Origin of the sequence: Pseudoalteromonas sp. NBT06-2 (genome assembly GCF_002276045.1) — a bacterium.
GTDB lineage: Bacteria > Pseudomonadota > Gammaproteobacteria > Enterobacterales > Alteromonadaceae > Pseudoalteromonas.
Window position 1 is genome coordinate 22,313 of record NZ_NQMR01000040.1, and the last position, 21,825, is coordinate 44,137.

At 35.2% G+C, this 21,825-nt stretch carries 14 protein-coding genes and 2 pseudogenes; 3 read left to right on the forward strand and 13 right to left on the reverse strand.

Going from position 1 to position 21,825, the window contains the following annotated elements:
- Positions 1-5 precede the first annotated feature (5 nt).
- The 9 genes from CJF42_RS10225 to CJF42_RS10265 all read right to left on the reverse strand — a co-directional run bounded on the left by CJF42_RS10225 (position 6) and on the right by CJF42_RS10265 (position 11,758).
- On the reverse strand, positions 6-587 hold the full coding sequence (locus tag CJF42_RS10225; protein WP_095366596.1) for an acyltransferase: 582 nt from the start codon (positions 585-587) through the stop codon (positions 6-8).
- A gap of 3 nt (positions 588-590) precedes the next feature.
- Positions 591-1,547, reverse strand: coding sequence for a Gfo/Idh/MocA family oxidoreductase (locus CJF42_RS10230; protein ID WP_095366597.1), 957 nt, complete (start codon positions 1,545-1,547; stop codon positions 591-593).
- A 16-nt stretch (positions 1,548-1,563) separates the two neighbouring features.
- Positions 1,564-2,838, reverse strand: a complete 1,275-nt coding sequence (gene tviB / locus CJF42_RS10235) for a Vi polysaccharide biosynthesis UDP-N-acetylglucosamine C-6 dehydrogenase TviB (RefSeq protein WP_095366598.1) — start codon at positions 2,836-2,838, stop codon at positions 1,564-1,566.
- Positions 2,835-4,100: a UDP-N-acetyl-D-mannosamine dehydrogenase gene (gene wecC / locus CJF42_RS10240; RefSeq protein ID WP_095366599.1), complete on the reverse strand. Its 1,266-nt coding sequence runs from the start codon at positions 4,098-4,100 to the stop codon at positions 2,835-2,837. The genes tviB and wecC overlap by 4 nt, the downstream gene beginning before the upstream one ends.
- Positions 4,101-4,204: 104 nt before the next feature.
- A complete protein-coding gene (gene wecB, locus CJF42_RS10245; RefSeq protein WP_095366600.1) occupies positions 4,205-5,323 on the reverse strand; it encodes a non-hydrolyzing UDP-N-acetylglucosamine 2-epimerase in 1,119 nt (372 codons plus the stop codon).
- A gap of 329 nt (positions 5,324-5,652) precedes the next feature.
- Positions 5,653-7,872 (reverse strand): polysaccharide biosynthesis tyrosine autokinase, encoded by a 2,220-nt coding sequence (locus tag CJF42_RS10250; protein WP_502694786.1) that lies wholly within the window; start codon positions 7,870-7,872, stop codon positions 5,653-5,655.
- A 47-nt stretch (positions 7,873-7,919) separates the two neighbouring features.
- The gene (locus tag CJF42_RS10255; RefSeq protein ID WP_095366623.1) at positions 7,920-8,366 is read right to left on the reverse strand and encodes a low molecular weight protein-tyrosine-phosphatase; all 447 of its coding nucleotides are present in this window, start codon (positions 8,364-8,366) and stop codon (positions 7,920-7,922) included.
- A 5-nt stretch (positions 8,367-8,371) separates the two neighbouring features.
- The gene (locus tag CJF42_RS10260; RefSeq protein ID WP_095366602.1) at positions 8,372-9,496 is read right to left on the reverse strand and encodes a polysaccharide export protein; all 1,125 of its coding nucleotides are present in this window, start codon (positions 9,494-9,496) and stop codon (positions 8,372-8,374) included.
- A 114-nt stretch (positions 9,497-9,610) separates the two neighbouring features.
- Positions 9,611-11,758 carry a YjbH domain-containing protein gene (locus tag CJF42_RS10265; protein ID WP_095366603.1) on the reverse strand — a complete coding sequence of 716 codons (2,148 nt, stop codon included), beginning with the start codon at positions 11,756-11,758 and terminating at the stop codon, positions 9,611-9,613.
- 221 nt (positions 11,759-11,979) lie between these two features.
- Here CJF42_RS10265 and CJF42_RS10270 point away from each other — a divergent pair.
- Positions 11,980-12,375: pseudogene (locus tag CJF42_RS10270) on the forward strand (transposase); the annotation flags it as partial.
- 521 nt (positions 12,376-12,896) lie between these two features.
- Here the strand turns inward: CJF42_RS10270 and CJF42_RS10275 are convergent.
- Positions 12,897-13,757: a LytR/AlgR family response regulator transcription factor gene (locus tag CJF42_RS10275; RefSeq protein WP_095366604.1), complete on the reverse strand. Its 861-nt coding sequence runs from the start codon at positions 13,755-13,757 to the stop codon at positions 12,897-12,899.
- Between the two features lie 146 nt (positions 13,758-13,903).
- On the opposite strand from CJF42_RS10275, the gene CJF42_RS10280 reads away from it, so the two are divergent.
- Both CJF42_RS10280 and CJF42_RS10285 read left to right on the forward strand, forming a co-directional pair.
- Complete coding sequence (locus CJF42_RS10280) at positions 13,904-15,193, forward strand: acyltransferase family protein (RefSeq protein WP_095366605.1); 1,290 nt, start codon at positions 13,904-13,906, stop codon at positions 15,191-15,193.
- A gap of 151 nt (positions 15,194-15,344) precedes the next feature.
- Positions 15,345-17,254 (forward strand): annotated as a pseudogene (locus CJF42_RS10285) (S9 family peptidase).
- Positions 17,255-17,380: 126 nt separating this feature from the next.
- Here CJF42_RS10285 and CJF42_RS10290 read toward each other — a convergent pair.
- The 3 genes from CJF42_RS10290 to CJF42_RS10300 form a co-directional block, all read right to left on the reverse strand.
- Positions 17,381-19,414, reverse strand: coding sequence for a S9 family peptidase (locus CJF42_RS10290; protein WP_095366606.1), 2,034 nt, complete (start codon positions 19,412-19,414; stop codon positions 17,381-17,383).
- A 170-nt stretch (positions 19,415-19,584) separates the two neighbouring features.
- Complete coding sequence (locus CJF42_RS10295) at positions 19,585-20,682, reverse strand: MDR/zinc-dependent alcohol dehydrogenase-like family protein (protein WP_095366607.1); 1,098 nt, start codon at positions 20,680-20,682, stop codon at positions 19,585-19,587.
- Positions 20,683-20,992: 310 nt separating this feature from the next.
- Positions 20,993-21,739 (reverse strand): hypothetical protein, encoded by a 747-nt coding sequence (locus CJF42_RS10300; protein WP_095366608.1) that lies wholly within the window; start codon positions 21,737-21,739, stop codon positions 20,993-20,995.
- Between the last annotated feature and the right edge of the window lie 86 nt (positions 21,740-21,825).

The window sequence follows — 21,825 nt, forward strand, 5'->3', positions numbered from 1 at the left end:
ATTTATTATTGAGAGATGAGAATTAACTCACCATCATTAAGAAGGTATTTTTCACCCGTATGTTCGCAGGTCGTTTCTGCTGAGCCTATTAATGGTAAATCTAGTTGTTTACCATACTTGCTTATCCAACCGACTTGTTTGGCCGGTACCCCCACCATTAAAGCAAAAGGTTTAACATCTTTATTTATGACAGCACCTGCCCCTACAAGGCTATATTCGCCTAAGGTAACACCACATACAATTGTACAGTTTGCACCTAATGTCACTCCACGCTTGACTAGTGTATCTCTGTATTCTGTTTTTCTTTCGATAAAGGAACGTGGATTATAAACATTAGTAAACACCATGCTAGGACCACAAAACACATCATCTTCTAAATGCACATTATCATAAACTGATACATTGTTTTGTATTTTAACATTGTTGCCTATCGTCACTTTATTGCCGATAAATACATTTTGCCCAAGTGAACAACCTTTTCCAATTTGCGCACCACTACACACGTGCACAAAATGCCATACACGCGTGTGTTCACCAATTTGTGCGCCATCGTCTACAATTGCACTTTCATGCACATGGTAGTTCATAAGTTAAAGCACCTTTGTTAGTAATGGGTGAGCTTTATCGCCCGCCTTAACTATGCCTTGAACGCGAATATTCTCAACAGTTTCAATTGCAATGCGATTTTCATCTACACCAAAGCCGTTACCCGCTAATACATTTTGATAACTCAAAGTATGTAAATCGGTAAAGCCACCTGAGAATTCTAATTCTTCTGTCGAATCACCATCATTAATAGTGATGCTACGATATGTTAACTTCTCACCTTTAACAGCGTTTTCTGGTAGATTGTTAGAATCAATTGATAAGAACCACTTTACTCGCGCTCTTTCATATTGAAGATAACCACTTGCTGTTTTCTCATCTCGGTAATGAACTTCATTACTTTGTAACTCACCAAAAATAAAGTGCAACATATCGTAAAAATGAACACCTATATTCGTTGCAACACCACCTGATTTATGTTCAAAGCCTTTCCAAGACTTCATGTACCATTTGCCACGAGAAGTCATGTAGGTTAAGTCTACATCAAACACTTTATCTGCTGGTGCCGCAGCTACTTTCTCTTTCAATGCAATGATTGATGGATGTAAGCGTAATTGCAGGATAGAGTTAACTTTTGCACCATACTTCCCCTCATACTCTTTTAGAATATCCATATCTTCAGAGTTAAGCACTAATGGTTTTTCACATATAACATCAATGCCATTTTTAAGTGCATACTTCATATGTGGTGCATGTAGATAATTTGGGCTACAAATTGAAATGTAGTCTAACTTTTTACCTCCCATTGCTTGGTCTTCAACAAATGCTGTAAAGTCTTCAAACTCAGTAAAAAAGTCTGCTTCAGGGAAGTGACTATCCATTATGCCAACAGAATCATTAATATCCATTGCCGCTACAAGATTATTACCTGTATCTTTAATCGCTCTAAGATGACGTGGTGCTATATATCCCGCCGCACCTATTAGTGCAAAATTCTTCATTTATATTAATCCTTTCTTATAATCTTATATCAGCTTCTGATGGTGTTAAAACGTGCTTTACATCATATAACACGTGGTTTTCTTTACCTAAAGCACGCAGTTTTTCTTCGCCCATAGCTTTCAACTCATCATGGTCAACAGCTAAAACAACACCGTCGTATTTATCTTGTTCTAGCGTATCAATAAGCTCAATTCCGTATTCATGTTTCACTTCATCTGGATTTGCCCAGCTGTCATATACATCTACTGACATGTTAAAATCTTTCAATTCTTTAACAATATCAATAACTTTAGTATTCCTGACATCTGGGCAATCACCTTTAAAAGTGAAACCTAAAATTAATACTTTTGCTTCATCTATATGAATTTTCTGACTCGATAGTTTTTTAACTAATTGAGTAGCAACATACTCACCCATACCGTCATTAATACGACGACCGGCTAAGATCACTTCAGGGCGATAACCTACCTCTTGAGCTTTATGAGTTAAATAGTATGGATCAACACTTATACAATGTCCGCCCACTAAACCCGGTTTAAATGGTAAAAAGTTCCATTTTGTGCCAGCTGCTTTTAACACTTGTTCAGTGTCTATATTTAACTTATTAAATATTTTTGCGAACTCATTTACAATCGCTATATTTAAATCACGCTGTGTATTTTCAATCACTTTAGCTGCTTCTGCAACTTTAATCGATTCTGCTTTATGGGTACCAGCAGTGATAATTGATGCATATAACTCATCAACAAAATTTGAAACTTCAGGAGTTGAACCTGATGTTATTTTCATGATTTTTGTGAGTGTATTTACTTTATCACCTGGATTAATACGTTCTGGTGAATAACCAGCATAAAAATCTTGGTTAAACTTAAGATCAGATACCTTTTCAATAATTGGCAAGCAAACTTCTTCTGTTGCGCCTGGGTATACAGTCGACTCATAAATAACGACATCATCTTTTTGGATATACAGCCCCAGCATTTCTGATGCTTTTCTCAGAGGTGTTAAATCAGGTGTATTGTTATCATCTATAGGCGTTGGTACTGTAACTATATAAACATTACATTCCTTTAAATCACTTGCATTAAATGAGTAACTCATTAATGGTGCATTTTTTAGCTCTTCATCGCTGACTTCTAAAGTCGCATCATGGCCATTTAGTAATTCATTTACTCTAGACTGGTTAATATCAAAACCTAAAGTTTGATATTTTTTACCAAATTCGACAGAAAGAGGTAAACCTACATAACCTAAGCCAATTACACCTATTTTAATATTTTCTAAGGTCATTTCCAGATTCCTTTAGTATCTATAGTGTATTCAATGGATTTAGGCTTATTCTGTTTAAATTCTTTATGGTCAACCAACATAACAACGATATCAGCCTCCTGCTCTGCAAACTCAAAACTTACCAATTCAAATAAAAGTTCACCATTTAAACTTGATATATTCGGCTCTACAGCTAGAACTTTCCCATTGTGCAAGCTTGCTATTTTAGTAGCTATTGCCATTGCTGGACTTTCGCGTAAATCATCGATATCTGGCTTAAATGCTAAACCATAACAAGCAATAGTAATCTCATTTGCCGTCTTTGTAGGGTTAGCTTGTAAAAAGTCAGCTATCGCTATTTTGACTTTATTGATAACCCACTCTGGTTTAGCATCATTAACTTTTCGTGCTATATGAATAAGTTGTGCTTGCTCAGGGGTTTTTGAAACAATAAACCATGGATCTACCGCTATACAGTGACCACCAACACCTGGTCCTGGTTGTAATATATTAATTCTTGGATGACGATTTGCTAATGAAATTAACTCCCACACATCAATATCTAATTTATCACAAATTATTGACAGCTCATTGGCAAATGCTATTTGAACATCACGACATGAGTTTTCAGTTAGTTTTGCCATTTCAGCTGTTCTTGCGTTGGTTGTAACACACTCACCCAGAACAAAAGTTTTATATAGCTCAATTGCACGTTCTGAGCATTTTGGTGTCATACCACCAATTACACGATCATTTTCAACTAACTCACGTACAACATGGCCTGGAAGAACACGCTCAGGGCAGTGAGCAACATTTATATCAGTATTTTCACCTGATTCTTGTGGAAAAGAAAGATCTCCACGTTCTTCAGCTAACCATGCAGCCATTTGTTCAGTTGCACCTACAGGAGATGTTGATTCAAGTATAACTAAATCACCTTTTTTTAATACAGGTGCAATGGCTCTAGCCGCAGACTCAATATAAGTAAGGTCAGGTTCAGGTATTTCTGAATCATTGTTTTTAAAAGGGGTAGGTACAGCGATCAAAAAAGCGTCTGCAGGTTCAGCTATTATTGTCGCTTTTAAGTAACCTTCGGTCACAGCAGCATGAACAAGCATATCTAACTCTGGTTCTACTATGTGGATTTCTCCACGATTGATAGTATCAACTGCTTGTTGATTTACATCAACGCCAATCACTTTAATTTTTCGTGATGCGAACATCGCTGCAGTAGGTAAGCCGATATAGCCTAGGCCAACTACTGATATTGTTTTAAAAGACATAACAATCCTGTTAAAAAGCGTGATTTAAATTCCCGCTTATTTATTTATTTATTTATGACTAAATTAAAATTAGCACCTAAAACAAGCGCGATGTAAAATCCCGTCTACGAATTGGCTAAGGTATCGCAAATTCGTTTGCAAGCTTCACCATCACCGTATGGATTATGGGCACGACTCATTTCTTTATATGAAGTTTCATTACTTAATAATTCATTAAGAGCTGAAGTGATTTTTTCGACATCGGTACCTACAAGTTTAACAGTGCCCGCATCAACTGCTTCTGGACGTTCGGTTGTATCACGCATTACAAGAACAGGTTTACCTAGACTTGGCGCTTCTTCTTGAATACCACCTGAATCTGTTAGAATTATATGGGACCGATTCATTAAATACACAAACGGAAGATATTGCTGCGGATCTATTAAATGTACATTACCAACATCTTTTAATATGCGATTTACAGGTTCTTGTACATTAGGGTTAAGATGTACTGGATATAAAATCTGGCAATCTGGATGTGCTTTCGCTGTAATGGCTAATGCTTCACATATTCGTTCAAAACCACCGCCAAAACTTTCACGCCTGTGACCTGTTACTAAAATGAGTTTTTTAGTTTCATCAAGTATTGGGAATTGTTCAGCCAGTGTACTACTTAAGTCGCTATCATTTTCAATTTGTTTTTTTACTAGCAATAATGCATCAATTACCGTGTTGCCTGTGACATAAATATTTGTTGAGTCGTAGTTTTCATTTAACAGGTTTTGCTGTGACGTTTCTGTTGGGGCAAAATGAAACTTAGTTAATGAACCCGTTAATTTACGATTGCCTTCTTCAGGCCAAGGTGAATAAATATTGCCTGTTCTAAGGCCGGCTTCAACATGCCCTACAGATATTTGTTCATAGTATGCCGCTAAGCTTGCTGCAAAAGTCGTTCCTGTATCACCATGCACTAAAACTACGTCGGGTTTAAATTCTTTTAATACTGGAGTTAGCTCTAATAAAATACGGCTTGTAATTTCTGGTAGCGTTTGTCCTGCCTTCATTAGGTTTAAGTCATAATCAGGCGTAATTTTAAAAAGTACAAGTACTTGGTCTAGCATCTCCCTATGTTGCGCTGTTACGCATACTTTTGCTTCGAAACGTTCGTCAGAGGCGAGAGCATGTACTAATGGAGCCATTTTGATTGCTTCTGGGCGTGTACCAAATACAGTTAAAATCTTCACTTAAATCCCTAATGTACTACTTAAAACTAACTTTATAAAATGCGCGATGAAAATCCCGCCTACATAATATCTAAAAACAGTGTTCTACTTTGTAAGGGTAAACCCTCACCTACAAGCCAAATGTTCAATCTAAATTCCCGAGAATACACTTCGTGAATGTCGTAATAAAACATGCGCGATGTTATCGGTAATTGCTCCCGGCATTACTCTACTATCTACATCCATGTAGGCAAAATCCCGCCTACGATAAATTTAAATACCGTGTTCCTCTTGTAAGTGTGACCCCTCACCTACAAAGATACGCCGCTGAAGAAGTGTATACGGAACTTCTACTTATCTGATTTATATTCATAGTTGTAGTACCCGTAGTAGCCGTATGCGTTACTGGCTTTCTTTAATACGCCGTTAAATACTACACCTTTTACGTCAACGCCATTTTGTTCAAATCGATTACGGGTTAGTTCTATTTCACGAATATGATTTTGGCCAAAGCGGGTTACTATTAACGTGCTACCTGCGTGATTACCTATAATAGCGGCATCTGTTACTGCGAGTATTGGCGGTGTATCTATTAATACTATGTCGTAATCTTTTTTTACTACATTAACTAACTCTTCAAACCTTGGGTGCATTAATAGCTCTGATGGGTTTGGCGGTATCATGCCACGAGTTACTATATGCAAGTTTTCAACTGATGTTTGTTTAATTGTTTTACTTAGTGGTAAACGGCCTGATAAATAATCAGACAAGCCATTTTCCCAGTTTAATTCAAATTGCTTTTGCATATAACCTTTTCGCATATCAGCATCTATCACTAATACTTTTTGGTCACTTTGTGCTAATACTACCGCTAGGTTTGATGATATAAATGATTTACCTACACCAGGCGATGGGCCAGATATTGCTATTACATTATTTTTAGATTCCATCATGGCAAAGTGTAAACTTGTACGTAAGCTACGTAATGCTTCTATCGATAAATCAGCTGGGTTTACTGCAGCAAGTATACCTTTGGTGTTTTTATTTTTATTTTTATTACGAAGTTTATCAAGGCCAGTCAGTTCATCTTGAAAACTGGAAAATGGTACAGATGCGTATACAGGTAAGCCAATTGCTTCTATTTCATTTGGGTCTTCAACGCCTTTATGCATCGCTTTTTGAATTAATACTATTGCTATCGCTAACATGGCGCCTAACATAGTAGCCATTACTGCTATTAAGGCTTTTTTAGGTTTTACTGGTTGCGTGGTATTTACTTCTGCTACATCTATTATACGTACATTACCTACAGTACCTGCGCGTACAATATCAAGCTCTTGTACTTTACTTAATAACGACATATATATTTCGTTACCCACTTGTACATCGCGTGTTAAGCGCAATAGTTTTTGCTGTGTTTCAGGTAGTTTTTTTACTTTACTAGCTAGGGCATCTCTTTGTTGTTCTACAGCACTTATTTGCTCTAATATGCCTTGGTAATTAGGGTGGTTACGTTTAAATTTACGCGACATTTCTAATCGTTTTAAATCTAAGTCTTGTAGTTTTGTTTCAAGCTCTACTATTTGCTCTAATACGCCTTGGGTTTCTAATGTTATATTTACTGACTTTTTATTTTTTTGATAATCATTAAATAGTTTTTCAGATACTTCTAATTGCTTTTTAATTTCAGGTAATTGCACTTCTAAAAAATCGAGCGATTTTTTAGCTTCAGCTGAATTTCGTTCAACATTATTAAGTACGTAAATTTCAGCTATTTTATTTAGTACAGTTTCAGCGTATTCTGGATTTTCGTGCTGATAGCTTAAATTTACAATACCAGAGTCTTTACCTTTTTCACTGGCGTTAATAGCCGACTGTAATTCTAGAATGGTGTTTAAACGGTTTTTACGGCTAATGGTAAAAGTGGTACTAGGTCGTGCTACTAACTTACTAACCGTTAACTCAAATTGTCCATTTGTAAGGGCATCACCCAGCATACCGGTTAAAATCACATCGCCATCCGAGTTTAATAAACTGATGTTATTTTCGTCTTCAGCTACTAGCGTAAATACAGTGCCAATTGCATACTTAGGCACATTAAATTTAAATATTTCAATTTGCTCGCCACCCCAAGCGTAACTAGTGGCACCATAACTAGGTTCAGCTAAATCACCTTCGTTAATTGGGTTGAATTTACGGTAGCTTCTGCCACCTATCACCGGAAATAAGTTAGGTTGCGCAACAATGTCTAATTTTAAAGTATCAACTGCTTCACCAATTACAGATCGTGATTTTAGTAATTCGATTTCCGTAATAGATTTTGAGCTGCTTTCAAACATACCTGCCATGTCATCAAAACCAGGTACTGAACCGCTACTTTCTTCAACTTGTATCATCGCTGTCGCTTGGAATATAGGTGTTGAATACATGGCAATAAACACACCTGCTAACATAAATACAGCAGTTACAATGGCTATAAAAAATTTACGATCAACCAATGCACCAAACAAAGCCATTAAATCAATGTCGTTAGTGGCCTCTTGTGTTTTTGTTGGGCTAGTTTGTTGCATACTATTGACTACTATAGGTTGTTGAACGCTCATGATTCACTCATCCTTTATAAATACTTATGCCAGGCAATACATGCTTGATCTATTAGTTGATATACATGCTCAAATGCTTCATGACTTTGGCGATAAGGATCAGGTATTTCAGTATCATTTATCCATTTACCGAGTAAAAAGGTTTTACCTCGCGCTTGCGGATATTGCCCTAGTAAATCAGTTAAATGGCGTTGTTCCATCACTAAAATTAAGCTATTGTCGTTTATTAATTTGCTATTTAATTGCTGACCTTTATGAGCAGTCATATTTATATCAAAAGTTTTAGCTATATTTTGTGCTGTGCTATCTGCAGGTTTACCTACCAAAGCAGTTAACCCAGCAGAAGATACTTTAACAGTACTTTCAGCTGCAGAGCCTTGTAGTTTACTTTTCAATAAATATTCAGCAGTTGGACTTCGGCATATATTACCGGCACATACCATTAATACAGAGTTAAACATGGCCATTAAAATAACTTACCTTTTTGGTCAATTTCATAAATGGTATCAATGGCACCAATTGTTGGTAATAGCTGGCTAATTAAGCGATTCCAACGTGCAATAGGCGCTGTTGTTACATATATAATATCACGTGGCTCTAGTTTAAATTCATCTGCCAATACTAATGCCACTACATTTTTAGCGTGAAGTTGATATACATCGGCTATTACACCGTCTTTTTGTAAATCGCGTTTACGTAATACAAATATGCCATTTGCATCGGCTGTTGCTTCGTTTAAACCGCCTACCTCTGTTAACGCTTCAGCTAAGCTTAAACCATACCTGTGTACTTCTACTGAACTCGCTTTACTTACATCGCCTAATACAAATACTTTTTGGCTATCAGTACGGTTTACATGAATAATATCGCCATGTTGTAATAACCGATTTTGCGATATATCACCATTTTCATAAAATTCATCTAATTGAATGGTTTCTGACTTATTGCCACGGGTAAAAGTTACGGTGCGCCAATCAGCTTTATCGTTTAAGCCGCCCGCTTGGTTTAGTGCGTCAATTAAAGTTAGAGGAATTTCTGTTACTGCGTAAACACCCGGTTTATTAACCTCTCCTGTTACATACGCTTTTTGGCTATTAAAACCCACTACCTTTATATCAATCTGAGGTTTTTCTATTATGCGGCTTAATCTTTTTACTAACACGTCGTGTAATTGGCGAATTGTTTTACCCGCTGCAGGAATGTTTGCGGCATATGCATAAGTAATCGTGCCATCGGCTTGTATTCTAAAACCATCAAACGCTGCGGTTCGTTGTACTGCTGCTGGTATTGTGAGTTCTGGATGATCCCATACACCAATAGAAAGCACATCTCCGACACCTAGTATATATTCATAGTGTGATACATTTACATCTTTTAGGTTGGCGCGTTTTAATTGGCTTTTACTCGCCTTTTGCTGTTGAAGTAGTGCAAAGTCTATAACCTGAAAGTTAACATTACTCATGTCATTTTCGATACTTGTGTTTTGCTCACTAGGTGTAATACCTTCAATATGACCACCTGGGATCACAGTACACGCACTCATTGTCAATAACGACAATGAAGTAACAATCAGTTTATAGCATTGTGCCATTGTATATTCCTACTTCTATTTACTAACTATTTTATAAAATCTAGCACGTTGAGTGCGTATTATTCTATCTTAAAAAACTTATATATTTCAATAAAAATTAAATTTATTTCTCTTTCATTTATAACTTAAATACGCTTCTTTAAGCCTTGCCATATTACTATTAACATAACTACTTGATAATCGCCCTTGGTTAAAAAAGGTTCTATTTAAGTTAATTGCTGTATCTGTAACGTAAGCAGCTTTATTGAGTAATTGATTATGCGATTCACCAATGCGCGTACTTACTTTATGACGCCAAGCTTTATTACCTGTTACTTGGCCATATTTTGTTACTTTCATATCTTTACGTGGTGTTAATGGAATACTAAATGCAATACCCGCTTGCTGTACTTCGGTATCGCTCATAAATAGTGATACATAACTATCACCAAACCAAAAGCGAGACTCTAATTTATAGCCTTTATCTTCTTCCCAAAACTTACCTGCTGTTGCATGAAAGCTGACATTTTTTTCAGACCAGTTATATCTATACGAAAGCGTATGATAATCCCTATCGTGTAAATAATTTTTATATTCAAAGTATGCTAATTTTGCATTAATAGCATGCCTACCTGTTTCACTTTGCCAAGCTGTTTCGTTTATAAGCCCATAGTGATCATAATACTCACGGTATAAACCAAATTGAGTTTGGTTATAAATATTATAAGGTAAAGCAAGTGTTTGATATATTACCGCTTGGTCTATACCATTTTGTACTTTGCGATTATAAAAAGGTTTATTTTGTTCAAAATCCTCGGTTTCTGCCACTCTTGTTTGAGCTCTAACATTAATACCCGCACCTTGCCAAAGCGGAATGTGCACATCAGCTCTTAGTGCTAATGAATAATCATATACGCCCATTTCAGTTGCATAAGTGGCAGATAATGCAGGCCCTATTGTTACTCTCGGTTTAAAATAAGGGCTATTATTTGCTCTATTACCAACCCACACTAATCCTGTCGGTTTTTTACCTTTGCCTTGCTCTATGCTTAATTTTGGCATTATACCATTTTCTATAAAGGTTTTGTATTCTTTGATGCTACCTTTCAATGTCAATAAAGGAATTTCTTGCTTAGATAATTGCACATTAAACTGGCTATTATTATCGAAATATTCTGTTATGCGGCCAATTACCAAGCCGATTGCATCTATATCGTTACGATTAAATATTGGGTTTTCGAATTCAACAAAAACATCAGCCTTACGGGTAAAAGCGACTCTAATGTTTTCAAAACCATCAAGTAATAAGGCTTTTTTTAGTTTACGTATTTGTGTGTTTAATAATTTAGTTTCTACATTTGGTTTATTGGTATTCGATTGGTTGTTTAATATTGCTTTTTGACTGTAACCATTAACAGTTTTAGATGTTTTATAGTTGCTTTTATAAACTCGTTTGTTTTTATTATATGTACTATTTTCATTATGGTTTACCGCAGCTATTACAGGCGCAGACTTTGTATATTGCTTTTTATTTTGCTCTGAGAAAGGCATAGTAAAGTTTATACCCCAAAATGACTCTTGCTCAGCAAAGTCACTATTACTATAAAAGCGACTCGTTAGCGTAAAAGTGCCTAGGTTATACAATAATTCTTTTGGTATTGTTATTCGTGCCGCCGCGTTTACAGCTTCAGCATCATGCTCTGCTTGTAAGCTTAACCAAGGTAACACTTGCCATTCAATGCCTGCAAACGGGCCGTTCATTTGCCCTGTTTCTGTATCGCTTTTACTAACTCCGGCACTTAACCTAAAGTTATGCCACTGTTTTGATGCACTTAAGTAATAGGTACTGTAATTATTGGCTGCGCCACCTAAGTCTCTTGCACCTATGGCAACACTAAACCAGTCTTTTGGAATGTAAGGGATTTGATATTTAGCGTTAAAAGAAAGATCTCGCGTTTGGCCTTCGCCTTCTTTATAAAATAGATTGTCGTGCATAGAAGATGATGCAATTAAGCCACTGGCTTCAAAGCCTTCAAATAAACCAGCTGAAAATATAAAGTTATGGCCATCAAGGTAGGTTCTAGCACGTAAATCAAGCTGATTGTTATACGAAAAATCCATCATACCTTGCTCTAATACTTGTGCATTAGGGGTATTAATTAAACCTGTAAAACCAGTGAATGAGCGGTGATTAGTTAATATATCATCTGCCAATGCTGAAAAACTTAGCATTGTACTAGATGTTATTAAAGCCTTTATTAGCGGCGCCTTAAATATAGGCATAAAAAAGCAATCCAAATTCCGTTTGAAACAAAAAAAGTGATGGTATCACGTTTATTGTTTAAAAGGGTATAAAACTAAAGTTATACATGCAATATAAAAGCCGCAACAGTTGCGGCTTTTTACATAGTGTAAATATCAACTAATACAAGTTAATAACTAGCTACCGCCAGTACTTGTATCAAGGGCTATCCATTTAGAGCAACCAGTGTCAATATGTAGTGATGAGCAAAGAATCCAAATCACTCAAAGCAGGCATTGATTACCCTAAAAACTGGGATCAGTTTATGAACTGGTTTCACGATGAACAATCATGCCTAAGTTATTTAAAAAAACTTCGCTGGCCTAATGGTTTTATTTGCCCAAACTGTTTTAGCGAAAGTGCTCCATATAGTCTTCCAAAAAATAAATTTAAATGTGTTAAATGCCGTAAGCAAACTTCTGTAACAGCAGGAACTATTTTTGATAAGATCAGAACCCCTCTAAAAAATTGGTTTGCTGCTGTTTGGTATTTAACAAATCAGAAAAATGGAGTCAGTGCGCTTGGTATGCAACGTTTACTTGGACTTGGTAGTTACCAAACGGCTTGGACAATACTGCATAGATTACGCCATGCTATTTATTAAAACCAAGTAAAAATAAAACTTACAACCTCGCTATAAACTTGAGATAAAACTCGTATTTAGCAAAGCTAATATAATTAATACAGGGACTTAATCATTCCCTGATCTATGTTTCCAGCACGAATTTACAGTTTTTTACGCAAGAAAACAAGTAAACATAAACCTGCTGGGTTAAGTTAGCAGAGAAATCAGTTTAATCCAATGTAATTTTAAGGAAGTTGATTTAACGCAATTTAAATTAATGCAACCCTAACATAATTCGATATATTCAGGGCTTAAGTTCATATTGACCGACTCTATAATTATCAGTGCATTATTAGTTTCTGTTAATAGCATTATTAATGGCGCTTCACTAGATTAGAGACCTTTGGCAGTAATAAAATAATTATAATCGACTGGGTTTATCAACAACCCGAAGTCTTAGAGTTAAAAGCTTAAAACAATATTACCATAGCCATAACAGCCTGATTTAGTATAACTATGAGTCAATATAGGCAAAACATGCTATCACTCTAACTTTAGAGCCTTTCTTTAAAGCGCTCTTTATAACGTCTAGAAAGGCTTAATATTTTTCCATTAATCAATTTCACCTCACTGTCGCCACTATTTAATGGTGTAATAGATTCAACATAATCTAAATTGATTGCATGTGAGCGATGAATGCGACTAAACCCTTTATCCGTTATTTTTGTGATTAAATTAGTTAAAGTTGTTCGCAGTGGATAAATACGACCTTTTATATGCAAATTCACATAATTACCTGCTGACTCAAGCCATTCCACATCATCAATTTTAATAATAAATTCTTTACCTAGCTTTTTTACCAGTAAACGATCTATGTTTGATGATTCGCTGTCATTTTCACTTTCATCTTCACTTTGAGCAACAGGACTTGCCTCACCTTGCAATCTAGATATAATAAAGTTGTAACCCTGAATAAATATAATAAAGAAAATAAAACTCCATAAATCTTTACGATACTCATAAAATAGCTCAAACCAGATATCACCAAAGTTGTAATTTCCCGACATGAAAAAATAACTAACTTCTCTCATACTCACCATTAAAAAAACATGCGACAACGAAAATACAACAGAGGCTAAAAAGTAGTAAAGCAAAGACAGTTTCAGAGACTGCCAACTAAAAGGTACTCTTTTTAATAATTGCACAATAGCGGGAAACAATATCACAGCGCTAATCGCACTTGAGTATTCCCAAACAAAAGGTTCCCATAATTGAAAAGGTAATACAGTATAATTTCGTTGCCCTTCCATAATTACGGAAGTGGCAAGCAAGCTATTATTTATAAAAAAATAGCAAAACAACAAACCAATTTCATAGCTTAATTTATACTTTTGAAAATGTTGCAACTTACTCATTTATATCCCATATGTAAAAGATCTTAATTTCCATCCCACTATACCACCACTTATCCCTACTCTTTGTTTTAACAGCCTTTTAATAGGTATGTTTTTATATTTATAAGTAATACTAAGCCAATAAAACATAAAAAGTAATAAATATTATGAAAAATAAAATAAATGATATTATCAAGTTATCATGGATTGCCAGTCTATTCACGCCCGATAAAACAGATATGCCAAATCGAAGGCATGATTTAGATTGGCTGCGAATAGCTGTATTTGGTTTACTGATTTTATTTCATACTGGTATGTTTTATGTTGAAAATTGGGGATGGCATGTAAAAAGCAGTTATCAATCTCAAACGCTTGAAAGCATCATGTTACTTGTTGAACCGTGGCGCATGGCTGTGCTTTGGTTAATTGCCGGTATATCAATACGCTTTATTATGGCTAAAGTGTCTGTTTGGCGCTTTATTAACATAAGAAGTTTTCGCCTATTATTACCGCTGCTATTTGGCATATTAGTGATAGTGCCGCCTCAACTTTATATTGAAATGACTCATAATGGCGATTTAAATATGAGCTATTGGCAGTTTTTAACTGAATTTTTCGCTAGTGATAGTGATATATTTAAAAAATATCAATCAGGTATTTGGCCACATATAGATGTTAACCATTTGTGGTTTATTCGTTCATTATGGCGATACTCTCTAATTATTTTATGTTTATTGCCACTATTAAATTCCGAATTCGTCAATCAAGCTATTAAGGAGCTATTTAACCAACACGTTATAATTACTACTGTCATTGCTACTGTGCCGCTTTTTATTATTCAAATAACGTGGAACCAAGATACTGTGCGTTACCCTTTAGGTTTTACTTTTATGATTTATGGTTATTTGATTGGCTGGCATAAAGTGTTTTGGCTTAAAATCGAAAATAATCTAACATCATTAATTTTAGTATTTGCAACCTGCTACCTCATTCTAATTACTTTTTACAATGGCGTTTGGCTCAATATTAACAAAGAAAGTCAAACATCTAATGATTGGTTAACTATGCTAGGTTTATTTAATTACAGTTTACTGCAGATCATAGGGGCATTAATGGTATTCTCAATAGCATATAAATACTGTAATAACCCCTCAAAAAAATTAAGCTACTTAAATGATGCTGTTTATCCATTTTATATTATTCATCAAACACTCATAGTGGTGATAGGTTACAACCTTTCACAGCTTAATTTAGGGCCAATAATAGAACCCTGCTTACTTATTTTGTTTACAATTTTTAGTTGTTTCATTGGATTCGAAATAATTCGTAGAACCGATATATTAAGGCCTTTGTTTGGCCTAAAGGTAAATAAAAATTATCGATTAGAGATACAAAGGTTTGGCTATACATTATCTTGCTTATTAATATTTATTATTGGATGGGAGATCCTCATTTAAATTCAATTACTGTTATTAAATTTATTATAAAACAGACCCTTTTATAGAAACATACTGTTACATATATAAAGTGTACTGATGTTGCAATAATTGGGTTTGTTACAGAGTATAGAGCAATCCAATACCTGTCCCCCCATTAAAGGAATATAAAATGATAAAAAAAACGATTATATGCTCGGCAATTGCCCTCGCAGTAGCAGGTTGTAACAGTACTTCACAACAATTAAATACGCCAATAGTACAAAATCAGACACAGTTTGAACGTTACTCTGCCGAAACTTTTTTTGATACCACCAGTATTATGGGCAGTTCATTTTCTCAAGATGGTAAACGTATTTTAGTCAGTTCAGATGAAACGGGTATTTTTAATTTATATTCAATCAATACTGAAAATGGCTTAAAAACACAACTAACTCAATCAAACGATACTACTTATCCTGTTCGTTACTTCCCAAATGATGAACGCATTCTGTTAACACGTGATCAAGGAGGCAATGAGCTGTTTCACCTTTATGTACGTGATTCAAATGGCACTATTACTGATTTAACCCCTGGTGATAAAGTACGCGCTAGCTTTAATGGTTTTAGTGAAGATGATAATTCATTTTATGTATCAACCAATGAACGTGATGCGAAGTTTATGGATTTATACCGTTATGATACAAAAAGTTATAAACGTACACTTGTATATCAAAATAATACAGGTTTAAACGTACAAAGTATTAATACTGACGGTACGCTTTTAGCATTAGGTAAATCTAATTCGAACAAAGATAGCGATATTTTTTTACTCGATCTTAATAAAAAAATGCCAAACCAAAATTGATTTCAGATTTTAAACAAGATGCTCAAATCGATGCAAATACATTTTCAAAAGACGGGGCTTATTTATATTACACTACAAATGGCAAAGGGGAGTTTAGCCAAGTATGGCGCTATGATCTAAAAAGTGGTCAACATAGTGAGTATCTAAAAGATGATTGGGATATCAACTTTATTTATTTTTCAAAATCAGGCAAGTACAGAGTTAAAGTTGTCAATGAAGACTCTAGTGCTAAAGTAACTGTTATCGATACCCAAACCAATCAAAATCTAAATCTACCTCCTCTACCAGCAGGGAGTTTAAGTCGTGTTAACTTTTCTGCTGATGAGTCGCGCATGTCGTTTTATTTAAATTCCGACACCTCACCAAACAACTTATATGTCTGGTCTATTGGTAGTGATGATATAAAAAAACTCACCTCATCGTTAAGCGCATCAATTAACCCAGATAATTTAGTAGAAAGTACGATTGCTCGCTTTAAAAGCTTTGACGGACTGGAAGTTCCTGGCGTCCTTTATAAACCTAAGCAAGCGAGTAAAGCAAACAAAGTTCCAGCGATTGTTTTTGTCCATGGAGGCCCTGGAGGGCAAAGCAGAACGGGTTACAGTGCAATGAAACAACATTTAGTTAATCAAGGCTATGCTATTTATGCAGTCAATAATCGTGGTAGCTCAGGTTACGGTAAAACCTTTAATCACCTTGATGACAAAAAACATGGGGAAGACGATTTACAAGACATTGTTTGGAGTAAAAAATATTTACAGAGCCTTGATTGGGTAGACGGTGAAAGAATTGGTATCATGGGTGGTAGTTATGGTGGTTATATGACCCCTGCAGCTCTAACGTTTGAACCTGAAGAATTTAAAGTCGGGGTGAATATTTTTGGTGTTACTAATTGGGTAAGAACACTGACTTCAATTCCACCTTGGTGGGAAAGTTTCAAAAAGTCGCTTTATGATGAAATGGGTGATCCCGCAACAGATGGCGAACGTCATCATCGTATATCACCACTATTCCATGCTAAAAACATCACCAAACCATTAATGGTTGTGCAAGGTGCTAACGATCCTCGCGTATTACAAGTTGAAAGTGATGAACTTGTTGAAGCTGTAAAATCGAATAATGTTCCCGTTGAATACGTATTATTTGATGACGAAGGTCATGGTTTTACTAAAAAAGCGAATCAAATTACCGCATCAAATGCTTATGTCACATTCCTTAATAAGCATTTAAAATAACGAAATAGTCACTGTAAAGCATCATAGTTACGAACTATGACGCTTTACAAACTGCCTTAACTATATCTATATCTAACTAAACTCTAATAATCAATTACAGTTTTCGGTTTTACATAAAGCTGAAACTTACAATTTAGTTTTATATTTTTCAAACCAAGCTAATGTATGCTCAATTTTAGTGATCATACGAGACGGTTTACCGGCAATACCATGTGGCGCACCAGGAACTTTAACTAACACAGTATCTATTTTTCGAAGTTTTAAGGCTTGATAATATTGTTCTGTTTGTGCCATCGGTGTGCGTAAATCTTCTTCACCAGTCATAAGTAAAGTTGGTGTCGTTACATTACCCACTAAAGACATAGGCGAGCGTTGCCAGTAATGCTCAACATGCTCCCAAGGCATACCTGGAAATTGCGTCGGAATTTGACCTAAACCACTATCAGCCGTTAATACCTTGCTTAACCAATTAATTACAGGTTTTACAACTGCAGCTGCGGAAAATCTATCGGTTAAACCAATCGCATATGCTGTTGCAATACCACCCGCTGAACCACCTGCAATAAATAGATTTTTGTCATCAATAAAGCCTAAATCAATCATGGCATCAACACCTGAGTTATGATCGGCAAAATCTTCTTTTGAACTGTATTTATATTTCAATAACATAGCAAAACGTTCGCCGTAAGAGCTGCTACCACGGTGATTATCATAAAACACAACATAACCTTTCGCAGCAAAACGTTGCAGTTCAGCAGTAAAGTGCGGACCATATGCTAAATGTGGACCACCATGAATTTCAAGGATCAAAGGGTATTTTTTTGTCGGGTCAAAATCCGGCGGTGTTATATACCAACCTTGAATTTGTTCACCATCAAATGCCGATTTGTAGTTAATTTCGTGTATTTCACCGAGTTGTTTATGCGCAAGTAAATCTTCATTTAGGCTAGTTAGCTGTTTAACTTTACCTCGCGTACTGACCATAGCAACATCAGCTGGGCGCTGAGATGAACCCGCTGTAAATACAATTTTACCTGAGGTATTAGCATCAAATTCACCACTAATATATGGGCGACCTAATGTGGTTCCCGTTACTGTATCTGTTAAATCTTTTATTTTACCTTTCGCTGTAATGGTCGCTATTTTACGTTTACCAAAATCATCGTAACTAAAAGCAAGTGATGAAACAGAAATCCACTTTGGCGATCTCACTGAACGATCAAAATCAGCCGTGATTGATGTAACTTTTTTAGAGCTCCAATTCAAAATATTTAACTTAGCATTACGATAAGGATTTAATTCATTAGAACCCGATAAAAATGCTAATTTTTTACCATTTTCAGAAAATACAGGATGGTACTCTTTACCTGGTGTTGAGGTTAACTGTGTGATTTCACCCGTATTAACCGATACTGAAAACAAATCACCTTCCAGTCTTTTATATTCCCAATCACTTATGCGATTTGCTGAAAATACAATATTTTGGTTATCTTTAGTCCAAGCAAGTGCCCCTTTATGGTGGTACTCACCACTTGTTACTTGGCGGGCTGTTCCCCCCTCTGCTGGTAATACAAAAATATGGTTGTAACCTGGTTTAATTAAACCACTACCATCTGCTTGATAATAGGCTTTATCAATTACAATAACAGGTTTTGCCCACTTAGCGCCTTTTGGTTTTTCAGGCATTTTTGCAAGCTTAGTTTTTTTACCTTTTACTTTTTGACTAAATGCTAACCATTGACCATCTGGCGACCAAGTTAAGTTACTCACACTTACTTGCACTTGACTTACCATCGCAGTTTTATTTTCAGTTATATAATGAACGTGAATTTGTTTGCTACCCGTTTCATTACTTACAAAAGCTATTTTTTTACCATCTGGCGACCAAGTTGGTTGTGTATATTGGTTGTCGTTTGAAAATAGCGGTATTTGCCCACCCGATTTAACATCAACTAACCATAGGTTTTTATTTTTGTTATCGGTCATAATGTTGTTTGAATTTCGAACATAAACAACTTTTTTACCATTTGGAGAAAGTTTAACGCTACTAGCATATTCTAAGGCAAAAATATCTTCAGCCTCAAATATTGACGATGCAGATACCCATGCAGAACTTAGCAAACCACCAAGTAATACTGCACCTTTAAAATTTTTTTTCATGCATTACTCCAATTAGAAAATAAGTTCAGTTTTTACATTGCGTTAAACTATGCCTTTGTCATTATTTTTTCGCAAATAATATGCGTTTATAGGAAGGTTTTAAAAGATAGATAGACAAATAAATGTAATTTAAAAATAGATTAAAGATTAATAAATATTAAAAATTACTTTTAAAGGTTTTCGTAGAATGCGATTTTTTTTGCCATAGCATCAACTGTCATTTGCATACTAGCAACAACAGCATATAACTCTTTTGCACGTTTTAGTTGAGATTCACATGCTACATTATCTTTTATGCCCGACATATATTGAGGTGGAACAGCATCGATTAAATCATGGAAAGTGTAATGACCATCTCCATTATTTTTATTCGGCTTAGGTAATTGAGCACGATTACTAGACTTATGTCTTAGAACAAAAGCACCTCTAGCACCGTTTTTCATCATTTTTTTACTGGCATTTTTATCTATTTCATAACCAAAAGCCTCTAACCACATTACTTCATTAGCACCCACTTTTGGTGAAGTATCGTTATACCAGTTACTTGAAATACTTTGGTCGCTTACAAATATAAATGTATCTTTTCGATTAATTCCTGCACACACACAAATTGCATTTTCAATTACACTCCAATCAGCACCAGGTACATACATAATGCCCATTGTTTCAGCTTTTCGAAATCCATCATAAAACATGGTGGCAACCGCATCATTTAAACCACTAATATCATTTAATGCACTAGAGCTATAAAGTGCAAATGTACCTAATCCTTTTTTAGCTTCTTGTGCTGCAAAGTTCGCATAAGGCTTTATATTAGAGTTCATTAAAGCAAGGTTATGCCAATAAGCAACACGCGCGCCCAAGCTTGGTATCACTTTACTTTGAGATGACAATTTAGCCCAGCGAGACATTTTATTAACTAAAAAACTCCAATCCTCTTTCGTTAATTGCCTTATATTTAATTTATTATTAGATACTTTACTAACTGCTTTAGCCCAATTATTTCGACCTCTAGATTGCGTTTGTTGTAAACTTCGTAATTCATTTAACCTTTTAGTTTGTAATGAAGGTCGGCCTAATAACGCCATTTCAGACCATCGAGGATCATCAAAACCATGCCAAGCTTCAAATGCTGCTTTTCTAAACATAGCGATCGATTGCGGATCTGTCGGATCAAGTGAGTAAGACTTCATATAGCTATGCCATTGCTCATATGCTTCGGACTGATTAGCTGAGAATTGTTGAGGAGTAGGAATTGATTGACTCATATATAAATCCGATTATCACTTAGTGTATTTAAAAATACAGCTTTTATACCAATCTTATTAAATAGCGACTCATTCTTACAAGCGACCCCCTACTCTCTTCTTTAAAAATGATTATTGCACCGCAACTACTTATAAAATTTTTTGCCTTGTGATTGTGCGTTTTCTCTTACTTAATAATTAATCACTTACTTAATGCGATTGGTATTAGTTGGTTGAACATTACTATTATTAAGGCACTAATTAAATTTTAGTGCCTACTTAGCTTCACTATTCTAAATATGCTACCCATAAACATCAATAGGCGTAAAATTTAAAACTTTAATAATAAATCAGTTACCTTTCTGATTTGAGCACTTGTTACTATGCTTTTTGAATGGAAGTTAGACATAGTACCTGTTTTCTCCCTTGTGATTTCAATAGACACGATACATGATTTTGATTTATCTAAGTCTCCATGGTCAAAAATGACGAAATCACTCAAATTAAAAATATAGTCACCCTCTTGTTTAAAATCAGCCCCCTCTAGAAGAGTAAGGTTCCCCCCAGACTTAGTTTTACACTTTGCCACTAAATTATATGAAGACTCGCTTGAAGAGTCAGTACCATCGACATGAACATTAAATGCTTTATTAAAGAAAATATCATTTCCTTTTTGTGGTGATAAAATCGAAAATGACACAGGTAAAGCTACTGTCGCAGACGCATTTTCATTTTTATTTCTTTTTAATTCGATAGTAAATTCAGTATTTCCTGCTGTTATATCAAAGTACCCCTGATAATCTACATCTAACAAATCAAAGTCTTTTTCTAATTCTTTTGTAATACCATTAGCCGTAGCCATCACATTATCATTACTTGTCAATATGACATTTGTGCCTGAAGAACCCCCGACATTAAACTCTGTGTTAACTCTTGTTCTACTGCCATTTGATTCAACTTTAATACCAGCCCAAAGTCCTTCAGTTTTAATTAAATCTGATTCAGTATCTGATGTACATGCAATTAAAGAAATTGCGATTAAAGGCACTAACTTTAAATAAGGAGAAGAAAATATCATAGGATCACTCACATTCCATAAATTATAATTTATACAAAAAATAATATTAACGAAACTAGCCATCATTATGTGTAGAATTTTGTATG